Genomic DNA, 19,697 nt, shown 5'->3' with positions numbered 1-19,697 from the left:
GAACTGAACCTGCTCGGCGACCCCGGCAGCCCGGAAGCCACCGTCGACCTGGCCCGGACCGGGTGGACGGCCACCGCCAGCAGCGAGGAGACCGGCGGCGAGAACGGCCGTGCCGCCAACGTGCTCGACGGCGACCCCGACACCTTCTGGCACAGCAGGTGGAGCGGCACCGCCGCCCCGCTGCCGCACAGCATCACCGTCGACATGAAGCGCACGGCGGACGTCTCCGCGCTGAGCTACCAGCCGCGCCGGGACCGGGCGAACGGCCGCGCCGGCAGCTACACCGTCACCACCAGCACCGACGGCACCACCTTCGGCGAGCCCGTCGCCAAGGGCACCTGGAAGGACGACGAGACGGTCAAGACGGCCACCTTCACCCGTACCGAGAAAGCACGCTACGTACGGCTGACCGTGACCACGGAGGCCGGCGGGCGCGGCCCGTGGACCTCGGCCGGCGAGATACGTCTGAGCGGACCGGCCGACCCCGCCGTGCACGGCTCCTGGGGCAGGATCATCGGCTTCCCCCTGGTGCCGGTGGCCACCGCCGTCCTGCCCGGCGACAAGATGCTGGCCTGGTCGGCCTACGCGGTCGACAACTTCGGAGGCAGCAACGGCTTCACCCAGACCGCGATCCTGGACCTGAAGACCGGAAAGGTCACCCAGCGCCGCGTCGACAACACCGGCCACGACATGTTCTGCCCCGGCATAGCCATGCTCGCCGACGGCCGCGTCCTCGTCACCGGGGGCAGCAACGCGGAGAAGGCGAGCATCTACGACCCGGCCACCGACGAGTGGACCGAGACCACCGACATGAACATCCCCCGCGGTTACCAGGCCATGACGCTGCTCTCCACCGGCGACGCCTTCGTCCTCGGCGGATCCTGGAGCGGCGGCGAGGGCGGCAAGGACGGCGAGGTGTGGTCACCGGACACCGAGACCTGGCGCAAGCTCCCCGGCGTCCCCGCCGACCGCGCGATGACGGCCGACCCGGACAGCCCCTACCGCGCCGACAACCACATGTGGCTGCACGCCACCTCCGGCGGCAAGGTCCTTCAGGTCGGCCCGAGCAAGCAGATGAACTGGATCACCACCACAGGCGACGGCAGCCTCACCTCGGCGGGCAACCGCGCCGACAGCGGCGACGCGATGAACGGCAACGCCGTCCCCTACGACGTCGGCAAGCTGCTCACCCTGGGCGGCGCTCCCGCCTACGAGAAGTCCGACGCCACCCGGCGCGCCTACACCGTGAGCGTCTCGGGCGACAAGGTCGAGGCCGCCCGCACCGGCGACATGGAACAGGCCCGCGGCTTCAGCAACAGCGTCGTCCTGCCCGACGGCAAGGTGGCCGTGTTCGGCGGACAGTCCCATGTGGTGCCGTTCAGCGACGCCACGGCGGTCATGACACCCGAGCTGTGGGACCCCGCCACCGGCGAGTTCACCCCGCTCGCCACCATGGCGGTCCCGCGCAATTACCACAGCGTCGCCAACCTGCTGCCGGACGGCCGCATCTTCTCCGGCGGCGGAGGCCTGTGCGGTGGCTGCGACACCAACCACCCCGACGGTGCGGTCTTCACACCGCCGTACCTCCTGGACGAGGACGGATCGCCGAAGCCGCGCCCGGCCATCACCGGCGGTGTGCCGCCGAGGTCCGCGCCCGGCTCGACGCTCACGGTGACCACCGACAAGCCGGTGAAGTCCTTCGTCCTGATGCGGGCCGCGGCCGCCACCCACTCCACCGACAACGACCAACGCCGCGTCCCCCTGGAGTCCACGGCGACGGGAGACGGCACGTACCGGGTGACCGTCCCGTCCGATCCCGGCGTGGTACTCCCGGGCAACTACATGCTGTTCGCCCTCGACGCCGACGGGGTGCCCAGCGAGTCCCGGTTCCTGACGGTCTCCTGACCCGACCGCGGCAAGGGCCGCACCCGTCGACGCGGTCAGGGCGACCGCGGCGACGGGTGCGGCCCGTTCACGGAAGGGGAGGGAGGCTGCCGTTCGCGATCGGCCACTCCTTGGTGATGAGGGGGAAGACAAGGCGTGGTGTCGGCCGGAACCCGAGCACGGTGAAGGGCAGCCGGCTGAAGAGGGAAGTCTCCAGGGTCACCCCGCCGTACAGGTTCCACCGACCCTCCCGCCCCTCGTCCGACGCGCCCAGCAGGCCGGGCTGCCTGGCCTTCACCCGCAGATACGGGCCGAAGAACGCGTCGATGCCGACAGCGTCGTACAGGCCGATGCTCGCCTCCGGACCGAGCATGGTGCGCAGATCGCCCTCACCGGTCACCTCGGCGGTGCCGTCCCCGACGGGCTTCCCCTCGGCACGGGCGTCGCCTTTCCAACCCGACGCCTTCGAGTAGCGGGTACCGATCCGCAACGAACCCCCGGCCGTCTGCTCCACGTCCACCCGGAGCGCGCCGTCGGCCCGCACCTCCAGCACCAGCCGGAGCTTGAGCGACACCACGACGGGCACCGAACCGACCATCACCACCGGATAGGCGGCGAGCACGGCGATGGGCAGACGGGGCGCGAGGCGCGGGGCCACCACGGGCCCCTCGATGCGCCAGCCCGACTTGTACGAACCGGCCACGCCCACCGAGGCGGTCGCGTCCTCCGCCTCGGTGGTGCCCCGGCCGTCGTAGGCGAAGGTGACCTCGGGCGCGATCTCGAAGAACCCGCCGACCCGCGTCTCGCGCTCCAGCCACGGCTTGCCGCGGAACATGGGCACCCGGGTGTCGAAACCGATCCGCAGCGACCTGTCACCGCTCCCGGACGCGTCCCTCTTCGCGCGGCCGGTCACACGGCTTCCCAGGTCGATCCCTTCGACGAGGGGATCGATCTCCCAGGCGGCCCCCGGCACCGGCACCGAACCCACGGCCCGGGTGTCCCCGAGGACCTCCGCGAGGCCGGCCGGAGCGGTGGTGACCTCGGTCCTCGTATCGCTTCCGGCACGTACGCCGGTGACCCGGAACAGCGCGCCGCGCGGGGCCGCCCCGGTCGGCGGACTGGCCACCACATCACCCTTGCGCAGCGGGGCCGTCGAACCGGCGTCGTGGCTGACGACCGCCCGACCGGAGGCGGCGTCGTAGGAGGCGAGGGTGACCTGGGCGCCCGTGTCCCGCCCGGGCCGCCCGTCGGAAGGGCGGCTGACGGACGCGGCACCGCTGCTCGTGTTGCCCGGCGCGACCGGGAGTGTCGTCGTACGGTCACGCTCCTCGCTGTCGCCCGGCGCGGAGGAGGCACTCCGGCGGGGCGCTTCCGGCCGCTTCTCGGGAGAGCCGTCGTCCGGTGTGCCCGTCCGCGTGGTGGCGCCGACCGGACCGGGCGCGGTGTCCGCGCAGCCCGAGACGAACAGCGCGGCCGTGCAGACCATCGAGCACACCGCCGCGCTCGACCAGCGATTCATGGTGACCTCTGAGGTGTGGGGGAGCGGCCCCTACGACGGGACGCGAGAAGCACGCTACATAACCGTTAGGTATGCGTCCGTCCCGTCAACGGCCGCCGAATCACCGGGAGATGCGTGCACTCCGCCCCTGAACAGGCACTGCTCCCGCAGACCACCCGCCACGCACACGGCCACCCGGCGGACGACACTGCGCAGCCGGACTGCGCGACTCGGGGCCGGCCGGAGGCCACCGGCCGACGGCGAGGCGCGTCAGGTCAGCGCCGTCGCCGGCAACGACGCCGTCTCGGCGATCAGTTGACTGTCAGGTGCCGCGCCGGTGTCGTGCTTCGTCGTGAGGACGCTCATGACGACGGGGGAGCGGCCCGGGGGCCAGACGATGCCCACGTCGTGGCAGGTCCCGTACGCGCCACTGCCGGTCTTGTCGGCGACGATCCACCCGGAGGCAGTCCGGCGCACACAGCGAGCCCCGGCAGATCAAGGGCGATACACCTTGCCCGGCTGCGGTGTGGCCGGGGACATGAGTTCCGAGACCGTCACGAAGGTGTAGCCGCGCTTCTCGAGGACGGGGATCAGGTCTTCGACGGCGGGGATGGTGCCCGCGTACCGTTCGTGGAGCAGGATGATGCCGTCGCGGCCGACCTGGTCGAGGACGCGCTTCTTGATCAGTTCGCTGTCGGTGGTCTGGAAGTCCTTCGCGGTGACGCTCCACAGGATCTGGGCGAGGCCGAGGTCCTTCATGACGTTCGACACGTCGTCGTTGGTGGTGCCGTGCGGCGGGCGCATCAGCCTCGGAGCCTTTCCGGTGATTTCCGTGATGTCCTTCTGCACCGGGGCCATTTCGGCTCGTATTTCCGCCGGACTGAGTTTTGTCAGGTCCTTGTGCGACCAGGTGTGGTTGGCTATTTCGTGGCCGTCCCGCGCCATGCGGCGCACGGTTTCCGGATAGGTGTCGGTGTGGCCCTTTCCCTGAAGGAAGAACGTCACCTTGATTTTCTCGCGGTCGAGGATGTCGAGGAGTTTCGGGGTGGGTGCGCTGGGCCCGCCGTCGAAGGTGAGCGCCACGCAGCGGGCTTCCCGGCAGTCCACGGGCCCGGCGGCGGCCTTGTCCTTTGCGGCCTCGCCGCGTGCGTCGGCCGGGGAGACCACGCCGGTGAGCGTGCTGCACGAGGTCAGTGCCGACACGGTCAGGGCCGAGGCGAACAGCAGGGCGGCGGTACGGATGGTGCGGATCATCGGTGCTGGTCACCGCTCCCGGGCATCGGTCGGAGCGGTCCGCAGCGAGGCCAGGCCGTGGTGCGCCGCGAAGGCGAGGGCGGCGAAGCCGAGCGCGAGGAGGGCGAGCCGGCCGAGCGCGGCGCCGTAGAAGAAGTTGCCGAACAGGTATCCGGAAAGCAGCTGCGTCAGCCGCGTGGCGAGCGGCGCACCCCCGGCGACGGCGAAAACACCGACAACCGCCGCCGGCGCGGCGACGGCGAGGCGCGTCGAAGCAGGAACAGAAGACTTCATGTGTGTTTCCCTTTCATGAGCGGAACGCTCGACGGGAAACACGCTAGGAACGGGCGGTGCCCTTCATCTTCGGCGGAAAGTCTGCAGGTCGGGGTATCGAAAGGTGGAGTCGGGAAGCGGCCCCATACTTTGGTACAGAGAATTCTTCGACATCCGATCCGGAGTTTCCTGCCACGTACACTGGTGCGTCATGCAAGGCGCAAGCAGAAACCGGGCCAAAGAGCGGCTCACCGACGTCCTGGTCGTGGTGGCGGCCCTGGCGCTGTCGATGACCGTGGCTCTCGCGGAGACACGGGGCCTGTCGGTGTACCCGCGGCTGGTCTCGCATGGGGTTCCGTCTGTCACTTACGGGCTGCTGCCCCTGCCCGTCTTCGTGGGATCAGTCGCCGACGACCTGCTGCTGGTGGCCGGCAGCGCCCTGCTCTTCTGGCGCAGGCGGTGGCCCGTGGGCATCGCGATCTGCCTGGTGCTGATGGCGACCGTCACCCCACTCATCCCTGCCGCGCTGATCGCCCTGTTCACCGTCGCCGCCCTGCGCTCCATTCGCGAGACCTGGGCTCTGACCGCCCTGGCGCTCGCGCCGCTGCCGCTGTACTGCGTGCTGCACCGGCCGTCCGACACGGCGACGCTGGCCGGCGCCGTGACCGGCGCGGTGCTCGTGGGCGGCGCCGTCGGGTGGGGACTGTTCGTACGCGGGATGTACGCCGCCGCGGACCAGGCCGAGGTGCAGGCCGCGCTGCGTGCCGAACAGGTCCGCCAGCGCGAGCGGGAGTCCCTCGCCCGCGAGATGCACGACGTCCTCGCCCACCGGCTGTCCCTGCTCAGCGTGCACGCGGGCGCCCTCGAGGTGAACCACCAGGCCTCCCGGGAACAGGTCAGCGAGGCCGCCGGCGTCATCCGCTCCAGCGCCTACCAGGCCATGGAGGACCTCCAGCAGGTCCTCGGCGTACTGCGCACCCCGCTTCAGCCCGACGGTGCCAAGACCGAGCCGCCGCAGCCCACCCTGGCCGATCTGACCCACCTGATCGAGCAGTCCCGCGCGTCCGGCATGCACATCGACGTCACCCCGGCCGGGACCCTCGCCGAACTCGTCGCGGTGCCCGAGACCACCGGCCGCACCGCCTACCGCATCGTGCAGGAATCCCTCACCAACGCGCACAAGCACGCGCCCGGCCAGAGCGTGCGGATCCACCTCGAAGGCGCCCCCGACGAGGGCCTGACCATGCGGATCACCAACGAGATACCCGACAGCGCCCCCCGCGGACTGCCCGGCAGCGGCTCCGGCCTGAACGGACTCAAGGAGCGCACCACCCTGATCGGCGGCCTGCTCACCCACCGCCGGGACGGGCGGACCCACGAGGTCCGGGCGCAGCTGCCGTGGCCCGCATGATCGGCGTCCTGCTCGTCGACGACGACGCCCTGGTACGTGCCGGGCTGCGCCTCATGCTGGCCTCCGCCCCCGACATCGACGTCGTCGGCGAGGCCGCGGACGGCACCGAGGTCGAGTCCCTGGTCGACAAGCACCGCCCCGACCTCGTCCTGATGGACATCCGCATGCCCGGTCTCGACGGGCTGGAAGCCACCCGGCTCCTGCGCGCCCGCCCCGACGCCCCCGAGGTCGTGATGCTGACGACCTTCACCACCGACGACTACGTGCTGCGCGCACTGCAGGCCGGAGCCGCCGGCTTCCTCCTCAAGCACACCCGCCCCGAGCGGATCATCGAAGCCGTGCGGGCGGCCGCCGCGGGCGAACCGGTCATGTCCCCCGAAGCCCTGAGCCTGCTCATCAGCACCGTCACCACGACCGGCGAGGGCGCGCCGCCCGAAACGCCCGCCCGGTGGACGCCGGAGGCCCACGAGCCGCTGTCCCTGCTCGGCGACCGCGAACTGGAGGTCGCCCTCGCGGTCAGCCGCGGCAGGACCAACGCCGAGATCGCCCGGGACCTCTACATGAGCGTGCCCACCGTGAAGTCCCACATCTCCCACATCCTGGGCAAGCTCGACCTCAACAACCGCGTCCAGATCGCCCTGCTCGTCTACCGGGCGGGCCGTATCTGACGGGCCGCGTCCGGCGAGGGGGCGGGGGCCCGTCATCGACGCGGAGCGCGAGTGAGTTCTCGGTTCAGAAGACCTGCCCGAACTGATTGAACCTTTCGAAGAACTTTCCCGTACCGGTGATCCCGTCGGGCCGCCCGTCCGCGCCGCAGACGAATTCGAGGGTGCCGTGCCAGTCTTTGGCCCAGCCGAGGCCGCCCACGCCGTCCTGGTGCCAGTCGAACTGAATGGCGACTCCCGTCCGCGAGCCCCCGGAACCGCCGGCCTGGAACTGCTTCGCCCGCACGGCTATGGCGCCCTTGGCCTTCATGCCCGTGGGATTCTTCGCCTTCATGGGCCCTATTTCCTCGATGATTCGTACCGTGAAGTCCTTCATGTAGACGAGGTTCGCCGCCTCCTTGAGGGACTTCATCTCCTGGAGAACGCGGTTCGCCGACCGCTCGTGCGACTTGTACGTTCGGATGAGCTGCTTGGCCTTTTCAAGTTCACTGTTCAAGGTGCGCCACTGCCGCTCGTCCTGACCGCCCATCATGTCCCGCTTGAGGCGATCCCTGTCGGCCACCGCCTGCTCGTAGCGCGGCCGAAGGCCGGGGTTGCCCGCCGACTGCTGCTTCAACGTCTTGACCTGCTGATCAGCCTGATTCAGGACTGCCAGCAGCGCGTCCCATTGCTCCTTCGTGCGGCTGCCCCTGACTTGGGGGGTCAGGGTCGCCACGCGATCCTCGGCCTCGTTGATTTCGTCCGGATTCATGGCCGCGCGCTCTTTGTTGATCCTGTCCGTCAGCTCACCGACGACCTGCGACGCGTCAAGACGCACAGCGGTGTACGAGAACTCCAGGGGCAGTTGCAGACCCACACGCGTCTCGCACTGCTCGACGTCGACCACATTCGCCGGGGCCGCATGTCCAAAACGTTTCCGGATGGCCTCGATGGGCTTGTGCAGAGCCAGTCGGTGGTGGGTGAAGAACACCCCGCGCACCCCGTGCTGGCCAAGATTCTGGTCGACGTACGCATTCTTCAGGGCTTCGGGGAGGATGTGGACCGCGGCCGGTGACGTCGCTTCGAGGCTGGTGGAGGTGTTGAGGTCCTTGAGGATCGAGTAGATCACGTTCGTCGCGTTCGCGGCGATCATGCCCAGCGGACCCGTGGCCGCAAGTGCAGGAGTAACCATCTTCATCCCTCACTGGTTCGCAGTCGGGCCGTGCTCACGGTCCCGGACGACATCGGACGGAGTCGGGAAACCGCTCACGACGCTGCCACTTCTTCGAGGGAGATCTCGTAGGACTCCAGCACGGCGATGTGGTCCGCCGTCAACTGGGCGCCGTCCTCGACGGAACCCGTGAACGCGGCCAGCGCCTCCAGCAACCGCCTGACTTCCTCCTCGGGGTCCGTGGGCGGTTCCCGGCCCTCATCCTCGGCGGCCGGTTGCTCCTGTGGTTGCTCCAGATCCTGCGGGTAGTACGCACCCTCCGCGTACGGCGCGTACGCATCGCCCTGGTCGTACCCGTCGCTCTGCGCGTACGCCTCGCCCTGCGTGTACTGCCCGTTCGCGTCCTGGGCGTACTCCCCGCCCTGGGCGTACTGGCCCTGCTCGCCGTACCCACCCGCCCCGTCCTGCGCGTAGCCGTACTCGCCGTTCGCGTACTGCGGGTCCTGCGCGTACTCCCCGCCTCGGGCGTACGCGGCGTACTGGCCGTACTGCTCGTACTCGGCGGTCTGGCGGGCGGTGAACCACTCGATGAAGTGGCCGACCACATACAGCCGGTACTCCTCGGCCGGGACGCCCTCCGGCCAGGCGTGGATGTCCGGGCGCTCGGCGGTGAAGTCGGTGAAGTACTGCGCACAGTCGCGGAGATCGGACTCGCAGAGGAACTGGGAGAAGGTCCACCAGTGCCCGTACTCCTCCTGCGGCGCGGACTCCCACCGTTCCAGAACGGCGTAGTAGAGCAGGTTCGGATCGATCACGTACGACTCCTCGACGAGGCCTGAGCGGGGGCGCGGGATCCCTTCCACGTCGGCTGTTTGCGCCACTGTGTCGGAGCGGCGGACGCCCTCGCCATGCACTCCGGGCACCCGCGTGGGAGACACCGGCTGCCCCTTGAGGCACGGCGGTCGTCAGGGTGTGTGCTCGGTGCCGGCACGCCTTTCGAGGTCCTCGGCCGTGTCGGCCGCCCACTGCTGCAGCATGCGGGTGGTACGCAGGCCCAGATCCAGCGCGTACTGACCGAAGGACGGACTGCCCGGCGTGGTGCGGGCGGCCACGTCCTCCTTCAGCCACAGCAGTCCGTTCAGTGAGGCCGTGTGGCGTGCCTCCTCGGCACGCATGACGGCCGCCGCCTCGTCCGGGGGGAGCAGCGTGACGAGGAAGCCGCGGAGCCCGGACTCGTTGCGGACGCTGCGGTAGGGGTCCTCGCCGCTGACCCACTGGACGATCTCCTCGCGGCCGGCGTCGGTGATCGTGTAGATCTTCCGGCCCCGTCCGCCGCCCGCGTCCTCGACCGTGACGGCTCCGGTCTGCGCCATCTTGGCGAGCTCCGGATAGATCTGGCTGTGCTTGGCCTGCCAGACGAAGTTGACCGAGGCGTCGAAACGCTTGGCCAGTTCGTAGCCGGAGGCGGGCCCGTGGTGGGCCAGTGTGCCGAGCAGGGCGATACGGAGCGACATGAGACCAGGATACCTAGGAGTTGACGTGTAAGAACTTACATGTAAGGTCCTACACATGAAGGAGTCGTCCCGCTCGCACAGCGGGCTCTTGCTGGTCGCCGTTCTCGGCGGCATGTTCCTCGCGATGCTCAACCAGACGATCGTGGGCACCGCCCTGCCCCGGATCACCCAGGAACTCGGCGGCGAGAGCCTCTACACCTGGACCGTCACCGCGTACCTGCTCACCTCGACCGTCACCGTCCCGCTGTACGGCCGTCTCTCCGACCTGTACGGCCGCAAGCCCCTGCTGATCATCGGCATCGTGGTGTTCCTGGCCGGCAGCGCCCTGTGCGCCCTGTCGGGGAGCATGGGCCAACTCATCGCGTTCCGCGCCCTCCAGGGACTGGGCGCCGGTGGCCTGCTCCCGCTGTCCCTGGCCCTGGTGGCGGAAACGATTCCGCCGGAACGGCAGGGCCGGACCCAGGGAGCGGTCGGCGGCGTCATGGCTCTGAGCTATGTGGTCGGCCCCTACCTCGGCGGTGTGTTCACCGACGGCGCCGGCTGGCAGTGGGTGTTCCTGGTCAACCTGCCCCTCGGCGCCGTCGTGCTCGCCGCCGTCGCGCGATACCTGCCCGCGGGCGGCGGCGTACGCACCGCCGGACGCCCCGACTACGCGGGCATCGGCGTACTGACGGTCGGGATCAGCGCCCTGCTGATCGGGCTCACCATGAAGGGCGTCGACGGCCACACCTGGACCGACGCCGTGGTCATCGGACCCATCCTGCTCGGGCTGGTGCTCGGCGTCCCGTTCGTGCTGATCGAGCAGCGGGCGGCTCAGCCGATCATGCCGCTGGGCCTGTTCCGCAACCGGGCCCACACCCTGGCCAACGTCGCCTCGTTCTTCTCGGCGTTCTGCCTGTTCGCGTCCGTGGTGTTCCTGCCCCGCTACTTCCAGGAGGCCCTGGGCCACAGCCCGAGCCGCAGCGGGCTCCTGCTGTACCCGCTCATGATCGCCACCGTCGCCGGCAGCCTGCTCACCGGCATGCTGATCAGCCGCACCGGCCGCTACCGGCCCTGGCTGCTCGGCGCCGCCGCGCTGGCCGCCGCGGGCTCCCTGCTGTTCGCCCGGCTCACCCTGGACACCTCGATGTGGGCGATGTCGGTCTGGATGGTGCTGCTCGGCCTCGGTATCGGCCCCGCCCTCTCCGGACTGACCGTCGTCGTCCAGGAGGCGGTCGATCCCCGCGACCTCGGCACCGCCAGCGCCAACATCACCTTCTTCCGCCAGATCGGCGGCTCCGTCTGCCTTGCCGTGGCCGGCGCCCTCTACGCCGACACTCTCGCCGGCACCCTCGACCACGGGCTGCGCCAGGCCGAGGCCGCCGCCACCGCCCACGCCCTGCCCTGGCTCTCCGCCGTCGGGGCGGCCGCCTTCCTCCTCGCCGTGGCGTTCCTGCCGGCCACCCGCCGCAAGGCCGAGCGGACTCCGTCCGCCGGCACCCCGGTCAAGTCCCTGGTCTGACACAGCCCGCCACCCCGCCGACGTCCCGGTTCGCGCGAACCCACCCGCGCGACCGTCGACCCGCACGACCCCGACGAACACCCCCGAACAGGAGGAACCATGAAGCCCACCGACCACAGCACCGGACCGAGCAAGCCCTACCTCCTCGGGCACTACGCCCCGGTGTCCGACGAGACAGACGGCTTCGACCTGAAGGTCACCGGCACCCTGCCGCCCGACCTGAACGGCCGCTACCTGCGCAACGGCCCCAATCCCCGCCCCGGCGAGGACCCCGGCCACCTGTTCGTCGGCCACGGGATGCTGCACGGTGTCCGGCTGCGCGACGGCCGCGCCGAGTGGTACCGCAACCGCTGGGTGCGCACCAACAAGCTCGCGGGCGCCCCGTATCTACGCGCCGACGGCACCGTCGACCGCACCGCGGTGAACGCCAACACCCATGTCATCGCGCACGCCGACAAACTCCTCGCCCTGGTCGAGAGCGGCCTGCCGTACGAAGTCACCGCCGAGCTGGAGACCGTCGGCCCGTGCGACTTCGGCGGACGGCTCACCACCGCGATGACCGCCCACCCCAAGGAGGACCCGGTCACCGGTGAACTCCTCTTCTTCGGCTACGGCCCCACGCCCCCGTACGTCACCTATCACCGCCTGTCGGCCACGGGTGAACTCGTGGAGAGCCGGGAGATACCGGTCCCGGCGGGCCTGATGATGCACGACTTCGCCATCACCGAGAACCACGTCGTCTGGCTCGATCTGCCCGTCGTCTTCGAGCCCCGGCTGGTCGGCCGGAGCATGCCGATGCGCTGGGACGACGACCACGGCGCCCGGCTGGGGCTGATGCGCCGCGACGGCACGGGCGACGTGCGCTGGTTCGATGTCGACCCCTGTTACGTCTTCCACGTCGGCAACGCCCACGAGGACGCGGCCGGAGGGGTCGTGCTGGAGGCGGTGCGCTACTCCCACGAGGCGTACCACCGCATGTGGCAGGCGATGGGAGGCCATGTCGAGCATCCGCCGGCCACCACCGGATGGCTGCTGGGGGAGACCCAGGGCGGACGGGTGCACCGCTGGCGGCTGGATCCCGCCACGGGCACGGTCAGCGAACAGGCCCTCGACGACCGGTACGTCGAACTGCCCACCGTCAACGACGATCTGACGGGCCGTCGCAGCCGCTACCTCTACACCGTCGCCGAGCACGCGATCCTGAAGTACGACACCGTCGCGGGCACCTCGCGGTCCTTCGGCACGGGGCCGGGCACGTCACCGGGGGAGGCGATCTTCGTACCCGCGCGCGGTGGCGACGGTGAGGAGGACGCCGGCTGGCTGCTGTCGATGGTGTCCCACGGCATGACCCAGGGGTCCGAACTGCTGGTCCTCGACGCCGGCGACCTGACCCGCGTGGCCAGTGTCGAGATGCCCCGGCGGGTCCCCGCGGGCATCCACGGCAGCTGGGTGGCGGACGAGGGGAGGCCGACCACCGCCCGGTGACCCCGCACGCCTGTCGTGCCGGGTACGGCAACGCATCCGGCACGACGGGGTTCACCTCGCGCGGTATCGCCGCCCCTGCCCCGGCCGCCCGTGCTCGACCTCCACAACCGTCCCCGCGCCCATCAGCCGCTCCAGATGCAGCATCGCCGTTCTCCGCTCCACGGGCATCACATGCGGGCCCTGGACGTGCGGCCGGTACACCAGCCGGTGCCCGGCGATCTCCTCGACCGTCCGCGGCTCACCGAGGAACGCGAGCAGTGCCGCCTCCCGCCGCTCCACGACCCCGGCGAACGCGTCGAGGCGGCGCCCGAACTCCGCGGCGCCTTCGATCACGCCCTTCTGATGGGAGGTGCCGTACCAGCGCGCGTCGATCTCCCGGCACCGGCGCATCGACGCCTCGAAGTCCTCGAGATCGCTGCCGAGGTCGCCGTAGTACGGGCCGAACGACGTCAGGTCGATGTCCGCGACGAAGAAGAAGCCGTCAGGCTCGATCAGGAAGCCGCTGTGGCCCGCCGTGTGGCCGGGCAGGTGGACGACGGTGACGGTGCGCCCGCCGAGGTCGAACACGGCGCCGTCCTCGAAGCCGGTCGCGTCCGGGCGCCCCCGCACATGGAACTGGTCCCGCATCATCGTGTCGACCTCGGCCACCACGTCGGACGGAAGTCCGATCCCGGACACCATGACGTCACGGGAGCGCAGCGCCGCCAGGTCGGCCGTGTGGACCTGGACCGGCACGTCGTAGCGTCCGAGTCCGGCGATGTGGTCCTCGTGCGCGTGACTGACCAGGACCAGATCGGCGGGCGGCGCCGCCTCGACGAGGGAGAGCGACGGATCGACGACCAACGACGCCGTCGTGCCCCGTACGTGCAGTGAGTTGCCGTACGGATAGGCACCCTGCCGGGCCCCGACGAGCACACTCACCGCCCCGAACTCGGCCGTCGTGTATCCAGTGGCGCCCATGTCCCCGGCCATCCCGCCTTCGCTCGCCGCCCTCTCGCTCACATCCTCGCCGGGACCGGGCGGATCAACTCCCATGTGTCGACGGCGAAGTCGAGCGTCATGCCGTGCCGTTCGTACAGGGCGAGGGCGTTGCTGCTGTTGTCGGTGTCCACGCCGAGGCCGATCCGGTCGCGGCCCAGTGTCGCGTAGTGGCCGAACGCGTGACGCAGCAGGTGGCTGCCCAGACCCCGGCCCCGGGCCTGCCGCAGCACTCCGAGGTGGGCTATCCAGGCCATGGCGGAACGGTCGTTGCGGGTGCGCAGCACCGCCGCGTCGCCGAGGCCGTCGACATGGGCGATCCAGACCAGCGACCAGTCGGCGTTCTTGCCGTCGATGTCGTCCAGCCACTGCTCGTACGTCCGCGGCTGGAAGTCGAAGTGGTCGGCGAAGGACTCCTGCAGCAGGGCGTGGACGCGTCTGCGGTCGGGTTCGGAATCGCAGGGGCGCAGCGTCACACCGGGCGGCGGCGTCGGCAGGGCGTCCGCCGGGGAGAGGGGCCTGGCCAGGACGTTGTAGCGGCGGACCGTGCGCCAGCCCCTGGCCTGCAGGGCCTTCAGGTCGGTCGTGGGCGCGGTGTTGAGATGCAGGTGCACCACGGCCCGTGCCGCCGAGTTGGCCGCCGCCACGTCCACGGCGCGGGCCTCCATCAGGTCGAACAGGTGCAGGGCGCCGTCGGGCCGGTCCGGCAGCGCGTAGTGGTCCATGTCGATGCGCTCACCGCCGGAGTCGTCCCACAGCAGCCCGTACCCGACGAGCCGGTCGCCGGAGTACAACAGCCACGAGTCCCGCTCCAGGTCCACCTCCGGATGCCGCAAGTCGGCCTGGACATCGGCCAGTTCGGTGTCGGCGCGGCCGACTTCGAGCACATCGACCTCATTGAGCAGCGCACACACCGCTGCCGCGTCGTCGAGGGTGGCCGGGCGCACGGTCATGCCGGACGGCGGGCTGGCGTAGGTGGTCATGGGGCCACTGTCCGGTGGCCGCCACCGGGCCGCAACGGATTTTCCGGCAGCGGAACCAGGCCCGCGCCGCGGCGGCGTCGTACCGCTCGCTGACCGCCTCCGTCAGCCCTGCGGGCGCAGTCCCGTCAGCAGGATCTCCAGGGCCAGATCCGTGGCGTCCGCGAGCGGGGTGTCGTCCAGGAGGCCGCCGACGGCGAGGACGGCCAGTCCGTGCACGGTGGAGAAGGCGACCTGGGCCAGGCGGACCGGGTCGCCGGGGCGTATGACGCCGGCCTGCTGCGCCTCGGCGAGCAGCCGGGACGTGGTCTCCAGCGACTGATGGCCGAGCTCGCGCAGTTCTGCCCCGGAGCGGTCGTCGTGCTTGGCGGTGAACATCAGCGTCAGCAGCGCGTTCCGCTCGACGGCGAAGCCCAAGTACGCCCTGCCGAGGGCCTTCAGGCGCTGCTCCACATCGCCCGGTCCCTCCGCGGCCTCCCGCAGCCGCCGGTTGAACTCGGTGAAACCGTCGACCGCGAGGGCGTCCAGCAGGGCCTGCCGGTCGCGGAAGTGCCGGGTCGGTGCGGCGTGGCTGACACCGAGGTCGCGGGCGAGCCCGCGAAGGGAGAGCGCGACGGGCCCGGACTCCGCGAGCACGGCCTCGGCCCGTTCCAGCAGGGCGGCCCTGAGGTTGCCGTGATGGTAGGAGCCGTCGGCCACGGCGATCCCCTCCCGATGTTGTCAGTTGACTACAATGCTGGCGGATGCCAACATTGATTATGTCGTACTTTCCGGCCGAGAAGCGGAGTACCCGACCATGACCAGCATGTCCTACCGGGGAACCACGGCCCTCATCACCGGCGCCAGCGCGGGCCTGGGTGAGGAGTTCGCCCGCCAGTGGGCCGAACGCGGCGCCGACGTGGTGCTCGTCGCCCGGCGCCTCGACCGGCTCACCGCGCTGGCCGACACCCTGGAGCGGACGTACGGCGTCACCGCCACGCCGCTCGCCGCCGACCTCGCCCGGCCGGGCGCCGGATCAGCTCTGCGGACGGAACTCCAGCAGCGCGGCATCACCGTGCAGACGCTGATCAACAACGCCGGATTCGGAAGCCACGGCGCCTTCCTGGAGCAGGACCCGGACGAGATCACCCGCATGATCCAGGTCAACGTCGGCGCCGTCGCCGACCTGACGCGCACCTTCCTGCCCGACCTGGCGGCCGACGGGCGGGGCGCCCTGGTGACGGTGGCGAGCACCGCCGCCTACCAGCCCACCCCGGCGATGGCCGTCTACGGCGCCACCAAGGCGTTCGTCCTGAGCCTGACCGAAGCACTCGCCTACGAGACCCGCCACTCCTCGCTCCGTGTGCTGGCGGTGTCGCCGGGGCCGGTCAGCACCGAGTTCTTCGACGTCGTCGGCACGCAGGAGGCCGCGGTCGGGCGCATGTCGACCCCCGCCCAGGTGGTCACGGCGACCCGTCGCGCCCTGGAACGCCGCAGCACTCCGCCGAGCACGGTGGCCGGGCTGAGCAACCTCCTGTCCTCGCTGGCCACCCGGTTCGCGCCGCGCCGCGTCGTCCTGGCCACCGCGGGACGCGCCCTCGGCGCCTGACTACGGCTCAAGTCGCGACGCCGCCCGGCGAGCCGGTCGCGTCCCGTGAGCCGGCCGCTTTCCGCGGCCGGGACGCGTGCCGCGAGTCAGAATTCGCGGATCAGGTGGTCCACGGCATCAACGGGTGAGCGCCGTCCGGCCGTACGCTGGCGGACCGCTCCGTTGCCGAGGGCGCGCAGCCGCTTCCAGCCGGCGGTGACGGTGTGCAGGTCGCCGTGCCGCTCCAGCGCGGGCCGGATGTGGGCGAGCAGCCGGTCGACGAGCGCCGTCATGGGCGTCAGGCGCCGGGAACCTAGGTCGAGGCCCCGGCCGGTCAGGCCGTCACGGGCGGCACGCCAGCAAGCCGAACGCAGTGTCTCCGCGTCGGGCCGCGCGGGCTGGACGCCGGCCGCCACGTCGGTCAGCGCCATCGCCACCAGCGCCCTGACGACCGCCGCGAGCAGCACGAGGTCCTCGGTGGTGGCGGCGGCGTCCGCGGCCCTGATCTCCAGCGTGGGCACATGGTGGGAGGGCCTGATGTCCCAGTACAGCCCGCCCCGGTCCAGCACGGTCTCGGAGTCGATCAGATCGGCGACCAGGTCCTCGAAATGGGCGCGTGACGCGAAGTGCGGAGGAGGACCGGCCGCGGGCCAGCGGGCCCATGTCATGGTGCGCCAGCTCGCGTACCGGGTGTCGCGCCCCTGCCAGAAAGGCGAGTTGGCCGACAGCGCGACGACGACCGGCAGCCAGCACCGGATGTGGTTGCTGACCTTCAGCGCGGTGTCCAGGTCGGGCATGGCCACGTGCAGATGGCAGGCGCAGACGCTCTGCTCGTCGTCGAGCGCGCCGAACCTCGCGACGCTGCGGGCGTATCGCCGTCCGTCCGTCACGGGCGGCGGCAGCGGATGTTCGAGCACGGGTGTGCCGCTGGAGACGACGGCGAGGCCGTTGTCCGCCGCGGCCCGCGACACCGCGCTCCGCAGCGAGCGGATCTGCGCGGCGAAATCGGCGAGGCTCGTATGGGGGTCGGTGCGCACCTCGACCTGGTACCGCGTGATCTCCGTGGTGACGAGGTCGCCCAGCTCCGCCGACGCTGCCGCCACCACCTTGCCGGCCTCCGGGCTCACCGCCCGGGTGACCGGATCGACCAGCAGGTACTCCTCCTCCGCGCCCACCGTCAGCGCGTCCGCGGCCCCACCGTCGCCGGGCGGGCCGGCAGCGTTGGCCGGTGCAGGGTCTTCCGCGTCCGTCGCCCACTGCCCTCTGTTCACCACGTGACCATGCTGTCACACCGGGTCAACACGGCCTGTGCGTCGACGCACCACCGCGCGGCCTCTCGGCCACCGCCCCGCACCCGCGTGTCGGCAGGACCTGTCCCGCCACGACCAGCCGCATCAGCAGCAGCGCGATGTCGTCCGTGCGGGGTCCCGTGCGTTTCGCGTGGTCGATCAGGTCGGTGGCGAGCCGGTCCATGGGCTGGGGCGGGGCCTGTGCGAGCCGGGTGGCGAGGCCGTCCATGGAGTCGTCGAGGTCGACGCCGGGGGTCTCGACGAGTCCGTCGGTGTACAGGGCGAGGACGGTGCCGCTCTCCAGCGTGATCTCGGTAGTGGGGTAGTCCGCGTCGCGGTCGATGCCGAGCAGCAGCCCGGGCGGCAGGCGCAGGACCTCGGTGTGTCCGTCCGGGTGGCGCAGGATCGGCGGTGGGTGGCCTGCGGTGGCCAGGACGGCCCGGCCGTGGGCGAGGTCGAGCTGGGCGCACAGGCAGCTGACGAAGCGGTCCGAGTCCATGTCGACGAGCTGGCGGTTGGCCTGGGCGAGGGCCTGGGCCGGTGTGGCCCCGGTGGCGGCGTGGCTGCGCAGAGCGGGACGGGTGCGGCCCATCAGCGCGGCGGCGGTGACGTTGTGGCCCTGGACGTCGCCGATGACGGCGGCGGCGGTGGTGTCGTCCACGCGGACCAGGTCGTAGAAGTCGCCGCCGATGTCCATGCCGCGGACGCTGGGCAGATAGCGGGCCGCCACGTCCAGCCCCGGAAGATCCGGCAGCGAGTCGGGCAGCAGCGCCGCCTGCAGCGCCTGGGCGAGTTCCTTGCTCGTGTCGTACAGGCGGGCGCGTTCCAGCGCCTGCGCGATCAGACCGGCGAGAGCCGTCAGGATGATGCGCTGGCTGTCCGGGAAGGCATGGGGCCGGTCGAAGGCGAGCACACACATACCCACCGGCCGCCCGGACGCGACCAGCGGCAGAAACGCCCACGCGTGCAGCCCCTCCGGCAGCACGGCGCGCGGGTGGGCCAGCGCCAGCTCCTCGGCACTGGCGTAGAAAGTCGGCACACCGCCGGCGAGGACCTCCGCCTCGGGGGTCGGGGTGGTCAGCGCCGCTCCGTCGACGAGCTCCAGCGGCCGCGGGTTGTGGCCGCGGCATCCGACGACGCGCAGTCTGCCCTCCTCGGCCTCGAACAGGGCCAGGGTCTGCGCGTCGAAGGCCGGCAGGATGTCGGTCGCGACCAGCTCGACCACATCGCACATGCCGACGGCCTCGGAGAGGGCCGCAGCGAGGTGTACGACCTGGTGCAGCTCGCCCACGCGCACGGGACCGCCACGCGGCACTCTGGCCTCGGCCGGCACCCCCGGTGGGGCGGGCACAGGATCGGTCGGCGTGATACGGACGCTCACCCCGGACGGGTCGGGGTACAGATCGAACGCCAGCCACCGGTCCGGCGGGATCAGGCTGGTGAAGGACCCGGGCTGCCGGCTGACGACGGCCGCGCGGTGGCGGTCCTCGAAGGTGTTCTCGTCGCTCCACGACACCGCTTGCCAGGGACGGCGGCCGATCAGATCGGTGACGCTGCGGCCCAGCAGGTCGGCGGCGGTAGCGCTGATGAAGGTGATTCTGCCGCTGAGGTCGAGGGAGCAGCTGCCCTCCGGCAGGCGTTCGACGTAGTCCGCGGCGGCCAGAGCCTCGGCGGGCTCCCGCTCGCGGGCCGGCAGCCAGGGCAGTGTGCGCGGGAGCGCCGCGGCGGTCACCGGCCGGCCCGCGGCGGTGGCGTCCCGCAGCAGCCATCCGATGCGCCGGCAGGCGCTGTCGACCCGCCGGGGGTTCGTGCCGATGGGCCCGGCGGTGTCGGCGGAAGGCCAGAGCAGCAGCAGCGTGCCCCAGACCGTGATGCCGGTGAGGATCGGCGCCGCGGCCATCGCGTAGTCGTAGGGCAGGGCGATCGCCGTGCGCGGGTAGCGCCGGGCGAGTTCCTCGGTGCGGCTGAACCACAGCAGCCGCCGCTCCCGCGCCGCCTCAGCCACCGGAACGTGGCTGGTCAGGCCGATGCCCAGCCAGGGTGTCAGGTACTCCGCCGGGATCCCCGCGGTGACCTCCAGACGCAGCGCCTTCCTGTCGGGTGTGAGCAGGAAGAGGGCTGCCGCGTGCGCGCCCGCGTCACGCACGGTGAGACCCAGCAGCCGGTCCAGCTCCGCCCGCCCGGACGGCGGTGAGGCGCCGTCGTCCGCAACACCACGCATGGCACCACCGTACGACCGCACCCACCGGCCCCGCGCGACCAGGCCGGG

18 protein-coding genes are annotated in these 19,697 nt (G+C 71.2%); 6 read left to right on the top strand and 12 right to left on the bottom strand.

Features of this window, described 5'->3' with window-relative positions:
- Positions 1–3: 3 nt before the first annotated feature.
- Complete coding sequence (locus DN051_RS41245) at positions 4–1,905, top strand: galactose oxidase family protein (protein ID WP_425471824.1); 1,902 nt, start codon at positions 4–6, stop codon at positions 1,903–1,905.
- Between the two features lie 67 nt (positions 1,906–1,972).
- Here the strand turns inward: DN051_RS41245 and DN051_RS41240 are convergent, their stop codons facing one another.
- The 4 genes from DN051_RS41240 to DN051_RS41225 all read right to left on the bottom strand — a co-directional run bounded on the left by DN051_RS41240 (position 1,973) and on the right by DN051_RS41225 (position 4,909).
- Complete coding sequence (locus DN051_RS41240) at positions 1,973–3,403, bottom strand: hypothetical protein (RefSeq protein WP_162625166.1); 1,431 nt, start codon at positions 3,401–3,403, stop codon at positions 1,973–1,975.
- Positions 3,404–3,652: 249 nt separating this feature from the next.
- The gene (locus tag DN051_RS41235; protein WP_112442957.1) at positions 3,653–3,859 is read right to left on the bottom strand and encodes a serine hydrolase; all 207 of its coding nucleotides are present in this window, start codon (positions 3,857–3,859) and stop codon (positions 3,653–3,655) included.
- Positions 3,860–3,877: 18 nt separating this feature from the next.
- Entirely contained in the window at positions 3,878–4,636 is a 759-nt protein-coding gene (locus DN051_RS41230; RefSeq protein WP_112442955.1) for a polysaccharide deacetylase family protein, read from the bottom strand.
- Between the two features lie 9 nt (positions 4,637–4,645).
- On the bottom strand, positions 4,646–4,909 hold the full coding sequence (locus tag DN051_RS41225; RefSeq protein ID WP_112442953.1) for a hypothetical protein: 264 nt from the start codon (positions 4,907–4,909) through the stop codon (positions 4,646–4,648).
- Positions 4,910–5,099: 190 nt separating this feature from the next.
- Here DN051_RS41225 and DN051_RS41220 point away from each other — a divergent pair, with 190 nt between their 5' ends.
- Together DN051_RS41220 and DN051_RS41215 are read left to right on the top strand one after the other, a co-directional pair.
- Positions 5,100–6,299 (top strand): sensor histidine kinase, encoded by a 1,200-nt coding sequence (locus tag DN051_RS41220; RefSeq protein WP_246041259.1) that lies wholly within the window; start codon positions 5,100–5,102, stop codon positions 6,297–6,299.
- On the top strand, positions 6,296–6,967 hold the full coding sequence (locus DN051_RS41215) for a response regulator transcription factor (protein ID WP_112443362.1): 672 nt from the start codon (positions 6,296–6,298) through the stop codon (positions 6,965–6,967). The genes DN051_RS41220 and DN051_RS41215 overlap by 4 nt, the downstream gene beginning before the upstream one ends.
- Before the next feature lie 64 nt (positions 6,968–7,031).
- On the opposite strand, the gene DN051_RS41210 is transcribed toward DN051_RS41215, so the two are convergent.
- The 3 genes from DN051_RS41210 to DN051_RS41200 form a co-directional block, all read right to left on the bottom strand.
- On the bottom strand, positions 7,032–8,096 hold the full coding sequence (locus DN051_RS41210) for a hypothetical protein (RefSeq protein ID WP_112442951.1): 1,065 nt from the start codon (positions 8,094–8,096) through the stop codon (positions 7,032–7,034).
- A gap of 113 nt (positions 8,097–8,209) precedes the next feature.
- Positions 8,210–8,929, bottom strand: coding sequence for a hypothetical protein (locus DN051_RS41205; RefSeq protein ID WP_112442949.1), 720 nt, complete (start codon positions 8,927–8,929; stop codon positions 8,210–8,212).
- A gap of 150 nt (positions 8,930–9,079) precedes the next feature.
- Positions 9,080–9,628: a PadR family transcriptional regulator gene (locus DN051_RS41200; protein ID WP_112442947.1), complete on the bottom strand. Its 549-nt coding sequence runs from the start codon at positions 9,626–9,628 to the stop codon at positions 9,080–9,082.
- A 55-nt stretch (positions 9,629–9,683) separates the two neighbouring features.
- Between DN051_RS41200 and DN051_RS41195 the strand changes: the two genes are divergently transcribed.
- Together DN051_RS41195 and DN051_RS41190 are read left to right on the top strand one after the other, a co-directional pair.
- Complete coding sequence (locus DN051_RS41195; protein WP_112442945.1) at positions 9,684–11,129, top strand: MDR family MFS transporter; 1,446 nt, start codon at positions 9,684–9,686, stop codon at positions 11,127–11,129.
- Positions 11,130–11,228: 99 nt separating this feature from the next.
- Positions 11,229–12,614, top strand: a complete 1,386-nt coding sequence (locus DN051_RS41190) for a carotenoid oxygenase family protein (RefSeq protein WP_112442943.1) — start codon at positions 11,229–11,231, stop codon at positions 12,612–12,614.
- 51 nt (positions 12,615–12,665) lie between these two features.
- On the opposite strand, the gene DN051_RS41185 is transcribed toward DN051_RS41190, so the two are convergent.
- From DN051_RS41185 to DN051_RS41175, 3 genes are all read right to left on the bottom strand, one after another.
- Positions 12,666–13,574 (bottom strand): MBL fold metallo-hydrolase, encoded by a 909-nt coding sequence (locus tag DN051_RS41185; protein ID WP_112443361.1) that lies wholly within the window; start codon positions 13,572–13,574, stop codon positions 12,666–12,668.
- A gap of 38 nt (positions 13,575–13,612) precedes the next feature.
- The gene (locus DN051_RS41180) at positions 13,613–14,575 is read right to left on the bottom strand and encodes a GNAT family N-acetyltransferase (protein ID WP_112442941.1); all 963 of its coding nucleotides are present in this window, start codon (positions 14,573–14,575) and stop codon (positions 13,613–13,615) included.
- A gap of 102 nt (positions 14,576–14,677) precedes the next feature.
- Positions 14,678–15,271, bottom strand: a complete 594-nt coding sequence (locus DN051_RS41175) for a TetR/AcrR family transcriptional regulator (RefSeq protein ID WP_112442939.1) — start codon at positions 15,269–15,271, stop codon at positions 14,678–14,680.
- Between the two features lie 97 nt (positions 15,272–15,368).
- On the opposite strand from DN051_RS41175, the gene DN051_RS41170 reads away from it, so the two are divergent.
- Positions 15,369–16,160, top strand: coding sequence for an SDR family NAD(P)-dependent oxidoreductase (locus DN051_RS41170; RefSeq protein ID WP_199315041.1), 792 nt, complete (start codon positions 15,369–15,371; stop codon positions 16,158–16,160).
- Positions 16,161–16,246: 86 nt separating this feature from the next.
- Here DN051_RS41170 and DN051_RS41165 read toward each other — a convergent pair whose 3' ends face one another.
- Both DN051_RS41165 and DN051_RS41160 read right to left on the bottom strand, forming a co-directional pair.
- Positions 16,247–17,410 (bottom strand): carboxylate-amine ligase, encoded by a 1,164-nt coding sequence (locus DN051_RS41165; RefSeq protein WP_246041258.1) that lies wholly within the window; start codon positions 17,408–17,410, stop codon positions 16,247–16,249.
- Positions 17,411–17,435: 25 nt separating this feature from the next.
- A complete protein-coding gene (locus tag DN051_RS41160) occupies positions 17,436–19,649 on the bottom strand; it encodes a SpoIIE family protein phosphatase (protein WP_112442937.1) in 2,214 nt (737 codons plus the stop codon).
- Positions 19,650–19,697: the final 48 nt, after the last annotated feature.

Source organism: Streptomyces cadmiisoli (assembly GCF_003261055.1).
GTDB classification, from domain to species: Bacteria; Actinomycetota; Actinomycetes; order Streptomycetales; family Streptomycetaceae; genus Streptomyces; species Streptomyces cadmiisoli.
The sequence above is the reverse complement of the archived record's forward strand: the minus strand, read 5'-3'. Positions and strand labels throughout refer to the sequence as shown.

What these genes read in the sequence shown, in the direction of transcription:
- DN051_RS41230 (WP_112442955.1), bottom strand. Translation starts at nt 4,636, where the DNA reads ATGATCCGCACCATCCGTACCGCCGCCCTGCTGTTCGCCTCGGCCCTG.
- DN051_RS41185 (WP_112443361.1), bottom strand. Translation starts at nt 13,574, where the DNA reads ATGGGCGCCACTGGATACACGACGGCCGAGTTCGGGGCGGTGAGTGTG.
- DN051_RS41200 (WP_112442947.1), bottom strand. Translation starts at nt 9,628, where the DNA reads ATGTCGCTCCGTATCGCCCTGCTCGGCACACTGGCCCACCACGGGCCC.
- DN051_RS41210 (WP_112442951.1), bottom strand. Translation starts at nt 8,096, where the DNA reads ATGATCGCCGCGAACGCGACGAACGTGATCTACTCGATCCTCAAGGAC.
- DN051_RS41240 (WP_162625166.1), bottom strand. Translation starts at nt 3,403, where the DNA reads ATGAATCGCTGGTCGAGCGCGGCGGTGTGCTCGATGGTCTGCACGGCC.
- DN051_RS41160 (WP_112442937.1), bottom strand. Translation starts at nt 19,649, where the DNA reads ATGCGTGGTGTTGCGGACGACGGCGCCTCACCGCCGTCCGGGCGGGCG.
- DN051_RS41170 (WP_199315041.1), top strand. Translation starts at nt 15,369, where the DNA reads ATGACCAGCATGTCCTACCGGGGAACCACGGCCCTCATCACCGGCGCC.
- DN051_RS41220 (WP_246041259.1), top strand. Translation starts at nt 5,100, where the DNA reads ATGCAAGGCGCAAGCAGAAACCGGGCCAAAGAGCGGCTCACCGACGTC.
- DN051_RS41180 (WP_112442941.1), bottom strand. Translation starts at nt 14,575, where the DNA reads ATGACCACCTACGCCAGCCCGCCGTCCGGCATGACCGTGCGCCCGGCC.
- DN051_RS41225 (WP_112442953.1), bottom strand. Translation starts at nt 4,909, where the DNA reads ATGAAGTCTTCTGTTCCTGCTTCGACGCGCCTCGCCGTCGCCGCGCCG.
- DN051_RS41195 (WP_112442945.1), top strand. Translation starts at nt 9,684, where the DNA reads ATGAAGGAGTCGTCCCGCTCGCACAGCGGGCTCTTGCTGGTCGCCGTT.
- DN051_RS41215 (WP_112443362.1), top strand. Translation starts at nt 6,296, where the DNA reads ATGATCGGCGTCCTGCTCGTCGACGACGACGCCCTGGTACGTGCCGGG.
- DN051_RS41190 (WP_112442943.1), top strand. Translation starts at nt 11,229, where the DNA reads ATGAAGCCCACCGACCACAGCACCGGACCGAGCAAGCCCTACCTCCTC.